Annotated in this window: 13 protein-coding genes and 3 pseudogenes; 14 read left to right on the top strand and 2 right to left on the bottom strand. The window is 57.8% G+C overall.

Annotated features, from left to right (window positions below; translation table 11 throughout):
- A pseudogene (gene virG, locus NKJ11_RS33190) lies at positions 1-314 on the bottom strand (two-component system response regulator VirG); the annotation flags it as partial.
- Between the two features lie 1,288 nt (positions 315-1,602).
- On the opposite strand from virG, the gene NKJ11_RS33185 reads away from it, so the two are divergent.
- The 14 genes and pseudogenes from NKJ11_RS33185 to NKJ11_RS33120 all read left to right on the top strand — a co-directional run.
- On the top strand, positions 1,603-2,388 hold the full coding sequence (locus NKJ11_RS33185; RefSeq protein ID WP_023766572.1) for a type IV secretion system lytic transglycosylase VirB1: 786 nt from the start codon (positions 1,603-1,605) through the stop codon (positions 2,386-2,388).
- 74 nt (positions 2,389-2,462) lie between these two features.
- A complete protein-coding gene (gene virB2 / locus NKJ11_RS33180) occupies positions 2,463-2,768 on the top strand; it encodes a pilin major subunit VirB2 (protein ID WP_023673707.1) in 306 nt (101 codons plus the stop codon).
- The gene (locus NKJ11_RS33175) at positions 2,768-3,094 is read left to right on the top strand and encodes a type IV secretion system protein VirB3 (protein ID WP_023679584.1); all 327 of its coding nucleotides are present in this window, start codon (positions 2,768-2,770) and stop codon (positions 3,092-3,094) included. The genes virB2 and NKJ11_RS33175 overlap by 1 nt, the downstream gene beginning before the upstream one ends.
- Positions 3,094-5,463: a type IV secretion/conjugal transfer ATPase VirB4 gene (gene virB4 / locus NKJ11_RS33170; RefSeq protein WP_023737137.1), complete on the top strand. Its 2,370-nt coding sequence runs from the start codon at positions 3,094-3,096 to the stop codon at positions 5,461-5,463. Before NKJ11_RS33175 ends, virB4 begins: the two co-directional genes overlap by 1 nt.
- Positions 5,464-5,476: 13 nt before the next feature.
- Positions 5,477-6,160 (top strand): TrbJ/VirB5 family protein, encoded by a 684-nt coding sequence (locus tag NKJ11_RS33165; protein WP_023737138.1) that lies wholly within the window; start codon positions 5,477-5,479, stop codon positions 6,158-6,160.
- A gap of 55 nt (positions 6,161-6,215) precedes the next feature.
- Positions 6,216-7,103 (top strand): type IV secretion system protein, encoded by an 888-nt coding sequence (locus NKJ11_RS33160; RefSeq protein ID WP_023737139.1) that lies wholly within the window; start codon positions 6,216-6,218, stop codon positions 7,101-7,103.
- Positions 7,104-7,130: 27 nt separating this feature from the next.
- Positions 7,131-7,289 (top strand): type IV secretion system lipoprotein VirB7, encoded by a 159-nt coding sequence (locus NKJ11_RS33155; RefSeq protein ID WP_081731114.1) that lies wholly within the window; start codon positions 7,131-7,133, stop codon positions 7,287-7,289.
- Positions 7,286-7,999: a type IV secretion system protein VirB8 gene (locus tag NKJ11_RS33150; protein WP_031214019.1), complete on the top strand. Its 714-nt coding sequence runs from the start codon at positions 7,286-7,288 to the stop codon at positions 7,997-7,999. The genes NKJ11_RS33155 and NKJ11_RS33150 overlap by 4 nt, the downstream gene beginning before the upstream one ends.
- Positions 7,996-8,880, top strand: a complete 885-nt coding sequence (locus NKJ11_RS33145) for a TrbG/VirB9 family P-type conjugative transfer protein (RefSeq protein ID WP_352632542.1) — start codon at positions 7,996-7,998, stop codon at positions 8,878-8,880. Before NKJ11_RS33150 ends, NKJ11_RS33145 begins: the two co-directional genes overlap by 4 nt.
- Positions 8,873-10,009 carry a type IV secretion system protein VirB10 gene (virB10, locus tag NKJ11_RS33140; RefSeq protein WP_031249470.1) on the top strand — a complete coding sequence of 379 codons (1,137 nt, stop codon included), beginning with the start codon at positions 8,873-8,875 and terminating at the stop codon, positions 10,007-10,009. The genes NKJ11_RS33145 and virB10 overlap by 8 nt, the downstream gene beginning before the upstream one ends.
- Positions 9,993-11,033, top strand: a complete 1,041-nt coding sequence (gene virB11 / locus NKJ11_RS33135) for a P-type DNA transfer ATPase VirB11 (RefSeq protein ID WP_023737143.1) — start codon at positions 9,993-9,995, stop codon at positions 11,031-11,033. The genes virB10 and virB11 overlap by 17 nt, the downstream gene beginning before the upstream one ends.
- Positions 11,034-11,753: 720 nt before the next feature.
- Positions 11,754-12,440 carry a response regulator gene (locus NKJ11_RS33130; protein WP_023814396.1) on the top strand — a complete coding sequence of 229 codons (687 nt, stop codon included), beginning with the start codon at positions 11,754-11,756 and terminating at the stop codon, positions 12,438-12,440.
- 26 nt (positions 12,441-12,466) lie between these two features.
- A pseudogene (locus NKJ11_RS33125) lies at positions 12,467-12,622 on the top strand (IS6 family transposase); the annotation flags it as partial.
- Positions 12,623-12,794: 172 nt separating this feature from the next.
- Positions 12,795-12,953 (top strand): annotated as a pseudogene (locus NKJ11_RS33120) (ATP-binding protein); the annotation flags it as partial.
- A 989-nt stretch (positions 12,954-13,942) separates the two neighbouring features.
- Here the strand turns inward: NKJ11_RS33120 and NKJ11_RS33110 are convergent.
- A partial coding sequence (locus tag NKJ11_RS33110) for a TCP-1/cpn60 chaperonin family protein (RefSeq protein ID WP_352795144.1) occupies positions 13,943-14,263 on the bottom strand: 321 nt, incomplete at its 5' end.

Genomic DNA, 14,263 nt, shown 5'->3' with positions numbered 1-14,263 from the left:
CCGAAAGGCTTGGGAATGAAATCGGTTGCGCCGAGCTCCAGTGCAACCACTTTTTCCGCCTCATCAAGCCGGTCGCCGCTGATCACTATGATAGGGACATCCGATTTTGTCGCCAGATTGCGGACGATCGCAAGTCCATCCTCCCGGCCTAGGTTAAGGTCAACAACCACGAGATCGACTGGCTCACGTGAAAGAACATAGTCAAACTGCTTGCTATCGTGGACTGCGGTTACCTTCAGGGCATGCATCGTGAGATACTCGGCGATGAGGCGCCGCATTGCGGCATCATCGTCAATGACAAGAACATGTTTCAACGGCACACCTTCAATCTTGAATCCCCTTGTCTAAACCTGTTGCCGAGCAACCCTGGGGCACCGACCCAGAACAGCTGCTCCTTGATACACTCGCCGTTGCGTGCGGCCAATGTGAGGCCGTGCTCGTCCTGTTCTTTTCATCCCCAGCGAATTGACCGCACCAAGGCAGCCCGTGGCCACCAGACAGGTCCAAGCGCCGACATGACCCTGCCGTGTGGTCCTTCGCTTTTTCGCTTCGAGCTCCCCCGTTGGTGCAGGCCTGCCAATATCACTCAAGTTCGACCTCATGGATGCCAAGTTTCCTGCTATGCCCTTGCATCCTGGTCATCCTGGAGTTTGCGGACCTGGATCATCTCGATATCCTCCGGCTCGTGGATCCAGCTCGGACATGGTTGAGCAGCGCGGCGTTTGGCTTGATCGGAGAGGCGGTCGGCGGAAGAAGACCGTGATTCGCTGCAGCGGCCTTGTGCAAAATAGTGTGTCTCCTGCCAAGCCGGCTTCGTCCAAGGCCGCCGGCGGCCTCAAAAGCTGTTCGGCGACCGGCAGGTCGCCGGTTGCGGTGAACGTCCGGGCTAACATTTCTCAGTTACTGCAACTCCTCCATCTTGAGCGTGTCACTATGCTTGTCCATTGCGCCGTCGGACTCCGTCAATGACGTGCGGTTATCTGCCGATGGGACTGTGCATGATCCACCCTTTGGCGGCGGCGGCCGAACAGCTGAACGAGGCTCGCACCAGGATGGGCTGCGCCGCCACGTCTTCCCAGTTGACCCTCGCCGCCGCGGATTTGCGCCTTCGAGCCAGCTTCGCGGACGAGCTCGCGTCTCAAGCAATGATCTGAGTGTGCAGGGCCGCGCATGGCTGCTCTTTAAGGACCGGCAGCATACCGGCAAAGTTGGGCCGCTTTATCGCCTTAGTCGATTCCCCACGGTGATCCCGAGCCTGAACAAGCCCGCCAAGCTCCCCATTTTGTCCTTGGCTTGGCGCTGACAGAAGTACCATCCATGACGCCAAAGTCGCGGCCCACACTCCAGGAGCAACGGACGGCCGGGACGAGCAATCCTGTACAGGAGTCATTGTACCAAGATGCTCCGGATGTCGCTGGCTGATCGGGCCCGCGCCACCCACGCATGCGCAAGATGCTCACCCACGCTGATACGAACCGTCTTTGCTTCAATTGAAACCGAAAAGCTGAACTTGAACATCACACAGTAACAAACCTCCCCGATAAGCGCGTGCCGGACAGGGCCAGAACCCGTCCGGCGGCTTGGAAAGGTAGGTGATAGGGAATGTTTATTGCAGCTTGGCCGCTGGCCATCGTCCTGATGACATCCATGTCACTCCCAGCCGAGCCCGCGCCACTTTCTCCGCGTGAGTTCCGCAGCCTGTCGCGCAAATGCGCCCCCTGGGTTGCGCCGTCCACCCTCGCCGCGATTGCCAAGATTGAAAGTGGCTTTGAAACGCTGGTGGCTCATGACAACACCACAGGTGAGCAGCTTCGCTGGATAGACCACCTGGAAGCCACGCGGGGCATCAAGGAACGCCTCGAAGCACAACATTCTGTCGATGTTGGATTGATGCAGATAAACAGCAAGAACTTTGCCGTGCTCAATCTCACGCCGGAAAGGGCTTTCGAGCCCTGCGCCTCGCTTTCGGCTGCCGCCCACCTGCTTGAAAGCCGGTATGCCGGCGGCACCACTGCTGTGGCACAGCAACTGGCGCTTCGCCGTGCCATCTCGGCCTATAACACGGGCGACGTCACGCATGGCTTCGCCAACGGTTATGTACGCAAGGTCGAGTCGGCCGCAAAGGACATCTCAAGTCTCCTTGAGAGAACGCTGGAGCCGACTGCTCGAGATGTGCCGCACCTTGAGGCACCCGGTCGGAAAGCCGTGCCGCCTCTGCTCCAGCAGAGCCAACAGGCCAATAGAAAGAAGCAGCCCAACCAAGATTCTTGGGACATCTGGGGCTCGTATCAGCCAGACCGCTCCGGGGCCGATCCCTCCGATCCGACAGGCAGCCAGGCTGCGAAAGCACGGGAACCCTCGAACCCGAACAAACTCGTATTCGATTGAAACATGGAGATGCAATGATGACGCCACTCAAGATACTTCGTGCGCTTAAAACGCGTGTTCCTTCGCCTTTTTCCATGCTGCGCATGGCGGCTGAATATGTACCGGCCGCTGCTGCAGGCGCGGCGTGGACGGTCTTCTACAGCGGGCCAGCCGCGGCTCAGGTGACCGGAGGGACGGATCCTGCCAAGATGGTCCAGAATATCTGCACGTTCATACTTGGCCCCTTTGGACAATCACTGGCCGTGCTCGGGCTCGTAGCCATCGGTATCTCTTGGATGTTCGGTCGTGCTTCACTTGGCCTGGTTGCGGGTGTCGTTGGAGGGATCGTCATCATGTTCGGGGCCAGCTTCCTGGGCAAGGCGCTCATAGGCGGTGGCTGATGAGCGACCGGTTGGAAGTGAGCACCCTCTATGTGGCGGCGACGCGCCCCGCACTGTTTCTGGGGGTGCCGCTGACGCTGGCCGGATTGCTCATGATGTTGGCTGGGCTTGTTATCATTATCCTTCAGAACCCGCTCTACGAAATCGTTCTCGCGCCACTCTGGTTCGGAGCACGGCTGGTTGTTGAGCGTGACTATAACGCGGCAAGCGTCGTGCTGCTCTATTTGCAGACGGCCGGCAGAAGCGTGGACGGGCCGGTCTGGGGAGGCGCAAGCGTCAGCGCCAATCCGATCAGAGTGCCGAAACGCGGAAGAGGAATGGTGTAATGTTCGGCGCCAGCGGCCGGACCGAGAGGTCTGGCGAGATCTACCTTCCGTATGTTGGTCACGTAAGCGATCAGGTTGTCCTTCTGGAAGACGGATCGATCATGGCCATGGCACATGTGAACGGTGTGCCCTTTGATTTGGAAGACGCTGAGATGCGCAACTCGCGCTGCCGCGCGTTCAACACTCTCTTGCGCAACATCGCCGATGACAATGTCTCGATATACGCTCATCTTGTGAGACACAACGATGTGCCGGCGCCGGCGCCGCGCCGGTTTCAAAGTGCATTCGCTGGCAGTCTGAGCGAGGCCTACGAGCGTCGTGTGCTGTCGGGAAAGCTCTTTCGCAACGATCACTTCCTCACTTTGATCGTGTCCCCCCGCACCGCAATCGGCAAGATCGGCTTGCGGATTGCCAAGTCCCGCAGACGGAATGAGCACGATCTAGCCACCCAAATGCGGAGCCTGGAAGACCTCTGGCACATCATTGCTGGCGCACTCGGCGGTTACGGTCTGCGCCGGTTGGGTATTCGTGAGAAAGGCAACGTGCTCTTCACGGAAATCGGCGAGGCGCTTCGGCTCATGATGACTTGCCGGTTTCTTCCGGTTCCGATGGTTACCGGCTCACTTGGCGCCTCGATCTACACTGACCAGGTCATCTGCGGGAAGCGGGCGCTTGAGATTCGAAGGCCCGGGGATAGCTCCGTCGGATCATTGTTTTCGTTCCGTGAATATCCGGCGACGACGCGGCCGGGCATGCTAAATTCCTTGCTGTCCGCCAACTTCCCGCTTGTCCTGAGCCAGAGCTTTTCCTTCCTCACTCGCCCGCAAGCTCATGCCAAACTAAGCCTTAAGTCCAGCCAGATGACGAGTGCCGGCGACAAGGCTCTCACCCAGATCAATGAACTTGCCGAGGCAGAGGACGCACTGGCAAGCAACGAATTCGTGATGGGTTCGCATCATCTGAGCCTGTGCGTCTATGCCGACAGCCTCAATAGCCTTGCAGATCGCGCAGCAAGTGCCCGCGCACGGCTGGCCGACGCGGGCGCCGTTATCGTCCAAGAGGGCATCGGCATGGAGGCCGCATATTGGTCCCAACTTCCGGGGAACAACAGGTGGCGCACGCGCCCGGGGGCGATCACCTCACACAATTTTGCCGGGCTCGTCTCATTTGAGAACTTCCCAAGCGGTTCCAGTTCCGGCCACTGGGGCAATGCTGTTGCGCGCTTTCGCACAAACGGTGGAACTTCTTTCGACTACATCCCCCATGAGAATGACGTCGGCATGACGGCAATATTCGGGCCCGTTGGCAAAGGCAAGACGACGCTGATGACCTTTGTCCTCGCGATGCTTGAGCAAAGCTTGGTCGATCGCAATGGTGCGATCGTCTTCTTCGACAAGGATCGGGGTGGTGAACTGCTGGTGCGAGCCACGGGAGGGACATATCTTGCGTTGCGCAGAGGCGCTCCGAGCGGCTTGGCCCCTCTGCGTGGACTGGACAACACCTCCGCCTCTCGGGACTTTCTGCGCGAGTGGTTGATGGCCCTGATCGAGAGTGACGGCCGTGGTCCGATCTCGCCGGAGGAAAGCCGTCGGCTGGAACGCGGCATTGTTCGTCAGCTTTCGTTCGAACCCCCTATGCGCTCACTTGCGGGCCTGCGCGAGTTCCTATTGCACAGCCCCTCCGAGGGCGCAGGAGCACGGCTGCAGCGGTGGTGTAGAGGGGGGGCGCTTGGATGGGCCTTTGACGGCGACGTGGACGAAGTAAGGCTGGATGCCTCCATTACGGGCTTCGACATGACGCAGCTCCTGGAATATGAGGAGGTCTGTGCACCGGCCGCCGCATACCTTCTGCATCGAGTGGGCGCTATCGTCGATGGTCGTCGGTTCGTGATGAGCTGCGACGAATTTCGATTCTATCTACTCAACCCCCAATTCTCGGCCGTTATCGACAAGTTCTTGCTCACGGTCCGCAAAAACAACGGCATGTTGATACTCGCAACGCAGCAGCCTGAACACGTTCTGGAATCGCCTCTCGGAGCTAGTCTCGTTGCGCAATGTATGACGAAAATTTTCTACCCATCACCGACGGCGGACCGCTCTGCGTATGTCGATGGCTTGAAGTGCACTGCGCAGGAGTTCGAGGCAATCCGCCAGGGAATGGCAATCGGCAGCCGCAAGTTTTTGCTCAAGCGCGATAGCGGGAGTATTGTTTGCGAATTCGATCTTGGGCAGATGCGCGAGTACGTAGCCGTACTCTCGGGGCGGGCCAACACAGTGCGCTTTGCCGACCAGCTTCGCAACCAGCACGGAGACGCCCCAAGTGGGTGGCTCGACAAGTTCATGGCCCGGTACCATGAAGTTCAAGACTGACGGAGGAATATTCATGAAACTTGCCAAACTTGCAGTAACGACCCTTGCTGCTTCCCTTCTGCTTCACGGACAGGCCCGGTCGCAATGGATCGTCACCGACCCTGTAACAGAAACACAATCGACCTTAACAGCGATTTCCAATGCGGCGATCCTTGAGAGGTCAATCGAGACGCTCGCTACGACGATCGAAATGGTGACAATGCTAACCTCGTCATTCGCTGTCACGGGAGTGCTAAGCTCACTGAACCAAGGAAATCATTACCCGTCGAGCAATAAGCTGGAGGAGCAGATGTTTGATGCTCGGGCGCCAGCTTCGATTATCGCCCGTAACATTGCGGAGGACCCAAATCGGATAGTCACGGGCGACGATTCAGAAGCGAAACTGTTAAAGGGACAAATCGCTGGGGCCGCCAATGCCGCAGCTATTGCAGCCGACACTTTGGGCATGATGGACAAGCGCCTTAAGGATAACGCCGGCACGCTTGGTCAGCTTTCCCGCTCGGGAAATATTATGCAGGCCACCGTGACCAACGGTCTGGTCCTCAAGCAGATTCACGATGCGATGATCCAAAATGCCCAGGCCACGAGTCTGCTGACTATGGCCACTGCACAAGGGAGCCTTCACGCCGCTGAGGAGGCCGCCACGCAGCGTCGCGAACATCGGGACACCGCTCGCATTTTTGACCTCCTCCCGTGAACGCTGAGTTCATCAGGCTCAGCTGCGCTGATCAGGGACACATCAGGCTCACGCCATGAATTTCAAAATTCCCGCGCCATTCACGACTATACACACGATCTTTCATGGGGCCTTCACGTCCGGGCTGCACAAAGTGCTTGAAAACGTCCAAGCGGCGGTCAGTGCGCCTCTGGTTGCGTGTGTCACGCTCTGGATAATAATCCAAGGCTGTCTGGTCATGCGTGGTCAAGTCGATGCGCGCGGGGGTATCTCGCGCGTAATCATGGTGTCGATTGTCGTCGCCCTTATCTTAGGGCAGGCCAACTATCAGCAGTACATTGAAGCGCTTTTCGACGAAACGATTCCGAGGTTGGCTCACGACATCAGTGGCAGCGACTTGCCCTTCATCGGAATCCCCCAGAAGCTCGATCTCATGTTTGCTTCAAGCCAGTATGTCTTTCAGCTGATTGCTTCCGAAATTGGGCCTATGAACGGCCAGGACATACTTGCTTTCGAGGGAGCGCAATGGATTTTCTACGGCGCGCTGTGGACAGCGTTCGAGATCTACGATGCCGTTGGAATTCTGACGAAGGTGCTCTTGACGATCGGCCCCCTGGTCCTTGTAGGCTACCTTTTTGATCACACTCGAGACATAGCCACCAGATGGATCGGCCAACTGCTCTCGTACGGGCTGCTGCTTCTCCTCCTCAACATCGTTGCAACGATAGTAATCGCTGCCGAAGCAGTCTCGCTGGCAGCCATGCTTTTGATGATCAAATTCTCGGGCACGACAGCAGCCAAGATCATCGGGCTTTACGAGCTCGACATGCTTTTCCTAGCTGGTGACGCTCTGATCGTCGCGCTTCCGACGATCGCCAGCAGCATCGCCGGCGGCTCTTGGGGAGGTGCGAACCGACCTCTTAACAGCCTCAATCGCCACTTTGCCAAAACGGCGGGTGGTTAATCAATCGACAAGCTCGGTGCCAAAAACATGAAATATTGCCTACTTCTGTCAATCCTCGCTTTGGCCGCCTGCAAGACGAGCCATGGGCTTGCGACGTGCGCGGGTGCCCCATTCCAACTGAACGTGGGACAATGGGAAACCACCCCTGAGGATCTTCAGGTCGAATGCGCGGAAGAGCCAAAGTGAAATTTCCTGAACATGCCCTTCTGGTGGAGAGAGAAACGCTAGCCGCCCACTATAAGAAGGTGGAAGCGTTTCAAACGTCACGAGCGAAGTCTGCGCGGCGCCTGTCAAAGGCCCTGATCGCCTTTGCCGCAGCGGCGGTCCTAGGAAATGTTGCCCAGGCATTTACCATCGCTGCCATGGTCCCGTTGGCCAAGCTCGTACCTGTGTTCCTCTGGGTCCGGCCGGATGGGACCGTCGACAGCGAAGTGTCAGTGTCTCGACTGCCGGCAACCCAAGACCGAGCCGTCATAAATGCTTCGCTGTGGGAATATGTACGCCTGCGCGAGGGGTACACAGCAGATACGGCCCAATACGCCTATGACCTCGTATCCAGTTTCAGCGCGCCGGCTGTGCGACAGCAATATCAAGATTTCTTCAACTATCCGAATCCCACCTCGCCGCAAGTCACGGTCGGCAAGCGCGGCAAGCTCGAGGTCGGGCATATTTCTTCAAACGACATCAGTCCGGACGTTCAACAGATCCGTTACAAACGTACGCTTGTTGTCGATGGGCAGATGCCGATAGTGACCACCTGGACAGCTACCATCCGCTACGAGCGCTTGACGGGTCTGCCTGGGCAATCGAGGCTCACCAATCCGGGAGGTCTACTCATCACTTCCTATCAAAGCTCGGAAGATAGCGTATCGAACCTGGGCTATGTGCAGCCATGACAAAAAGAGCGTTTCTCGCGCTGGTCTGTTCACTCTTCTTAACGATGGAAGCGTCCGCGGAAGACACACCACTTGCCGGCAAGCATGATGCGCGCATGCGCTACCTGGCTTACCGTCCTGACGAAGTGGTGCGCCTGTCTACCGCAGTGGGGGCAACGCTGGTTGTCACATTCGCGGCCAACGAGACAGTCGCAGCCGTGGCCGTTTCCAATAGCAAAGACCTGGCTGCGCTCCCGCGCGCCAACTATCTCTTTTTTAAGGCTAGCCGGATGCTCCCGCCGCAGCCGGTCATCGTGCTGGCCGAGAGTGAGTCCGGTACACGGAGATACGTCTTCAGTATTTCAACGAGAGCGATGCCAAAACTCGATGAGCAGCAACCTGACCTATACTACAGTGTGCAGTTCACCTATCCTGCTGATGAGGCTGCTGCTCGGAGAAAGGACGCAGAAAGGCGCTCGATTCTTGGTCAGGCCCGGGCGAAAGTGCTGCGCGACGAGAGAGTTCAGGATTTGTTGAATCGGCCCGCCGCAACTACCAGTCCGGACGAAAGCAATTTTCACTACGTCGCAAAGGGTGATCGATCGCTGTCGCCGCTGCAAGTTTTCGATAATGGCTTTACCACCGTATTTGGCTTCGCAAGCAATTCCCGCATACCCTCCCTCTACATTATCAATCCCGACGGCAAGGAAGCCGCTGCCAATTACACGGTCAAAGGGGACTATGTTGAAGTATCCGCAGTCGCCCGGGAATGGCGTCTGAGAGATGGCAATACGGTCTTGTCCATTTTCAACAGGGCTTATGACCCTGTGGGACGAGCGCCAGGGACCGGTACAGTGACACCCGACGTGTGGCGCGTTTTGAAAGGCTCGGCCGATGAATGAAACCGGCCCACAGTCGGGACATGATGTCCATGCCTCCGGATCGATGGTCTCGGAGCCGGCCCGCCGGCATGTTTCGGGATTGCAGAAGTTGGCCGTCGCTGCTCTTGTTCTCATCTCATCTCTATCACTCATCTGGCTCGGAGGTCGTACCAGCACACAAGACGAACCAACTCAGCCAAAACCTCCAATTGTCGCCGACGCCGAACCATTCCGCCCCGTGCCGATTGAGATTGCTCCCGAAGTTCCAGCAGCCGTACAGGCGGCGCAGGCAGGAGATCCTGCGCCATCCACGCCGACTTCAGCTGATCCGCCGCCGGAGGAAACACCAATTTTCGCCTACAGTGGCAGCAGTAAAATGCCCAACGACGGTCAGCGGAGCGAAGACAACCATAGGGATGCTCCCGTGACCTCGGATGAGATTTCAGACGCTGGCGATCTGTCGGCGCGATTGAAGCCAGATATACAGGAGCCAAGCCGGGCCACACTTTTGCCGCACCCTGATCTCGTGATTACTCAAGGAACGATCATCCCCTGCATTTTGCAAACGGCAGTCGACACAAATTTACCGGGTTATGTGAAGTGCGTCTTACCTAAAGACGTCCGCGGCGCCACCAACAACGTGGTGCTTTTGGATCGCGGGACGACCGTGATTGGCGAGATCCAGCGTGGTCTCCAACAGGGGGATGCGCGTGTCTTCGTGCTGTGGACGCGCATCGAAACGCCTGACCATGCCCTCGTTTCGCTAGCATCGCCGGGCGCTGACGAGCTCGGCCGCTCCGGAATGCCTGGCACGGTGGATAATCACTTCTGGCAGCGCTTTGGCGGAGCAATGCTCATGAGCGTCATTCAAGGCGCGTTTCAGGCCGCCGGTCAATACGCTGGCAGCTCAGGTGGAGGAAGCGGTATCAACAGCTTCCAGAGCAACGCCGGACAAGCCGTTGAGACGACCCTTAGAGCAACGATCAACGTTCCGCCAACTCTGAAGAAAAACCAGGGAGATGCTGTATCCATCTTTGTGGCTCGGGACCTCGATTTCTCAGATGTATACGATCTTAGAGCGACCGCCGTGGCGCCAGCCCCCCCCCAACATCGCCAACGCCGGAGAGACAACAATGCGACCGGAGGCTGACCCTCAATTGCGTTTGCTTCTCAACCCTGTTCTGAAATGGCTTGAGGAGCCAAGGACCGAAGAGGTCGCTATCAACCGGCCTGGGGAAGCCTTTGTCCGACAGGCCGGCGTTTTCACCAAACATCCGCTACCGCTATCTTATGACGATCTGGAGGACATCGCGATCCTCGCTGGAGCGCTGCGCAAGCAAGATGTCGGACCGCAAAGCCCCCTCTGTGCTACTGAGCTGCCGAACGGAGAGCGGCTGCAGATCTGTTTGCCGCCCGCTGTTCCCTCAGGAACAATAAGCCTGACGATACGGCGTCCCTCAAGTCGTGTGACCGAACTCAAGGAAGTTTCTTCTCGCTACGAATACTCGCGTTGGAATCAATGGCGGTCGCGAAAGGAGCGCCAAGAGCGGCAGGACGAAACGATTCTTCAGCACTACGACCATGGTGACTTGGAGCAATTTTTGCGAGCGTGCGTTTGCGGGCGGCTCACGATGCTGCTTTGCGGACCTACTGGTAGCGGCAAAACGACAATGAGCAAGACTTTGATCAACGCTATACCCCCGCAAGAGAGGCTCATAAGTATCGAGGACACGCTCGAACTTGCAATCCCGCACGAGAATCATGTCCGGTTACTCTATCCGAAGGACCGAGCAGGCGTAGGTGCGGTGACAGCCGAGCAACTGTTGCAAGCCAGCTTGCGCATGCGCCCTGATCGAATATTGCTTGGCGAGATGCGCGATGATGCTGCTTGGGCCTACCTTAGCGAAGTCGTCTCCGGCCATGCGGGATCAATATCGACGATTCATGGGGCGGATCCGGTCCAAGGCTTTAAAAAGCTCTTTTCACTCGTCAAGAGCAGCCCGCAAGGAGCTGCTGTGGAAGACCACACGCTTCTTGATCTGCTGTCGGCTGCCATTGACGTCATTGTGCCGTTCCGTACCCACGGCGACGTGTATGAGGTGGGGGAGGTGTGGCTCGCCGCCGATGCCCGGCGACGCGGAGAGACAGTAGCCGATCTTCTTAACAAGCACTAAGGCTAGAGCACGTCGGGGATCGGTAAGTCGTTTTTGATATGATGGCGCAACTTGTTCAGATTCAACGTCACTTTGATTTGACCGAGGTTGATTATGGGAGGACGACTGGGCGTAGCCCTTCGGTCACAAGCCTGAACTCTTCGGCCGCCCTGTCGGCGCGGCAAGCTGCGGCACGATTCGACTGGGTGTATCGAGCGCGTCCGCTGAATTGCGCGGGCGACGCTCAGCGAGCTAGTGCCGATGTCTGCTTCAAAAGCGGCATCGACACCCGGCAGGTCGTACCCTTGATTTACCTAGCCGCGCTCAATGAGCGTCTTCAAAGCCGCCGAACGTGGTTCGGAATGACCGGTTGGTAAATCGGGAAGTGCTATACAGGGAATCCTCCCGGTGTTGCCTCTAGGGGGTCCTCTCAATGAACAAAGCCGCAACCTGCCCTTGCGACCTCAGCTGGAGTTTGCGACGCAACCCATATAGGAGGATCGATGCGCAGAGAAATCGCAGGCAGAGTCGGTGGCATTGTGGGCTGGCCGACCGACGGTTTCAGCCCGTCAACAGGTCTTCACGTGTTCCATCCCCGACTATTGCAGGCGTGCGGCTTGCATTCTCCCGCGATCACCCATCGGAAAGAGCGTTACGAAGACTACGAAGAGTTGCGCGACTTCTGCTGTCGCCCCGGTCTTACAGCGGACGGTGACCTGTCCTACCTTGATAGGACGTGAAATGCGAACGCTGCTCATTGATCATCACGTGGATCTTACGCGCGCCGTGCGAGCTGCGCTCGGGGATAGCGGTTTTGCCGTTGATGTAGTTGGCAACCTGGAACAGGCGTCGAGGGCATTCTGTTGCGCAACCTATGAAATTCTCCTGCTGGAGTTGGCTCTGCCAGATGGCGATGGCTTGGGCTGGCTGAGACAACTAAGGAGCGACGGGCATTCAGTTCCGACCCTCATTATGAGTAGCATCAACGATCTCGAGAAGCGAATTGCGATTTTCAACGGTGGCGCGGACGACTTTCTGCTCAAGCCCGTCTCTTTCGATGAGCTCATCGCCAGAATGAGAGCCATTCTGCGCCGGTCGACACAGGTGACCGACCCCATCGTTGTATTTGGCAATCTCAATTTCGATCCGATCGGCCGACAGGTTTCCGTCTCGGGTCATCCTCTGAAGATCGCACGCCGCGAACTATGTATCTTAGAGCATCTGCTTATCCGTGCAGGCCGCATCGTGCCTCGTGCGCAGTTGGAAGATCACCTCTATTCGTTCAACGACGAGGTATCTGCCAACGCGCTTGAAGTCGGAATCTATCGCTTACGTGGACACCTGAGTAGGTCAGGTGCAACGCCACGGATCACGACCGTGCGCGGCATTGGTTACCTTCTTGAATTGACTGAGGCGGCATCCGCATAGTTGGTCTAAATTGAAAGAACAGACTGCGTATCAAGCGCCGCATTCGATCCATCGGCTTCAAGTCGCAGGCGAGCGCCGTGGTTATCCTCTCCGGCATCGAGATGATCCACATGATTGGCAAGCGACAGGCGAGGTATGACTACAAGTCTGTCGATCGCTGTTTCGATATCCTCGCTGCCTGACGGACAGGCCGAAATGGCCGTTCACACCCCCATTTCCAGGTTTGCGACAGAGCCTTTTGTCGGCGTTGCCGGCTTCGAAGGGCCGGTGCGCGCCGAGCGCATCAAGATCACCCCCGGCCACCTTGCTGCGGCCACTCGCCGAGTACGAAGCGGTGGTCGGAGGGAGCTGGTGATGACGACGCTAGATCATGACCTGCTGATCGCAATCCTGGATCGGCTGAAGTTGACGGCCATCCGCGACCAGCTCGACACGCTCATGTCGAGCAAGATCGCGCAGTTCCCGTTTGTCCGCGAACTCGACGGCTTCGGCTTCGACGCGCAGCCATCGGTCTGCTTCAGCCAAACGTATTCATAGGTATGGGACAGGCCTTGCTATGTCCGAACGTCACTGCGCGGCAAAAACGTTGGATTTCTCAAGAAATAAAGTAGGACAGTGCCCAATTTACCGTTGGAAAAGCTGGATATGGCGTTTCAGCGTTTCAGCGAAATAACCGAAATCAATCACTCCTAACAGCAAAGGCAACCGGAACTCGATCGCTTCCGTTGTCCGCGACTCTGGAGGTTGGCCAAAGGCCACCCACGCCTGCTCCGAGGCCCTCCAGGGCAATGGTCTGAGACCTGGGCTCAAGCAGGATGAGACGCCGCTGGAGCTCAGGTGCAAGCGCTGCCACGCCCGCTCCGAGGCCCCACAAGGCCGAAGCGCAGTCGTCGGCGTCACGAGGCCTCTCGGCCACGACGACGAGCCTGAACCTGGATCCGCCTTTCTTGAGGCGTTGCGACTATCATCGCGGCGACACGCAGCTCTTGATTTGTGTGCGACACCTCAGCAGATCCATCGGGCTGAGCCGCTCAGCAATATCAACGAGAATGTCCAGCGGCAGATCAAGGATACTCAGAGGAGGAAACGCTTGATCTTGAGGCTCAGAGCGCGTCTGCTCCACTATAGAACAGGATGATTCACCGGGTCCTTCAACGCCAGCCGCCGGTCCGATGAGAGAATTGTCTCGGATATCACGCTCGATGGGGTTAAATGCCGAGATGGGCGCCTTGCCACGCTCCTCAATGCCCCTCATGATTCACCGCCTATAGCTACCAACTGAATGAATCATCGTGATTGTCGCGCAGCGGAATCCTCAAGGATCGGGCAGTTCGTAGGGGGCGCCGGTTTGACCAGGTTGAGCCCGCGAATTGCTCGATCGGACAAGATCCTAATTCTGACGAGATCCTCGGGACGCACTCCAAGTTGTCGATCATGTTCGGCACACAAGGAAAGGGCGGCATTGCTGCCGCCCTTGCCACTGTAGGTTGATAGGGGCTGGATTAGAAATCCATGCCGCCCATGCCGCCCATGCCGCCGCCGCCCATGCCGCCAGGCATGCCGCCGCCAGCCGACTCCTTCTTGGGAGCCTCCGCGATCATGGCTTCGGTGGTGACCAGCAGGCCGGCGACCGAGGCCGCGTCCTGGAGAGCCGTACGGACAACCTTGACCGGATCGACGATGCCCATGGCGATCATGTCGCCATACTCGCCGGTCTGGGCGTTGTAACCGAAGGTCAAGCCCTTGTTCTCAAGGATCTTGCCGGCAACGATCGATGCTTCCGCACCGGCGTTGGCCGCGATCTGGCGGGCCGGAGCCTGCAG

Origin of the sequence: Mesorhizobium sp. M0243 (assembly GCF_040321775.1) — a bacterium.
Classification (GTDB): domain Bacteria; phylum Pseudomonadota; class Alphaproteobacteria; order Rhizobiales; family Rhizobiaceae; genus Mesorhizobium.
Note: the sequence above shows the minus strand (reverse complement) of the source record. Positions and strands in the feature narration are given on the sequence as shown.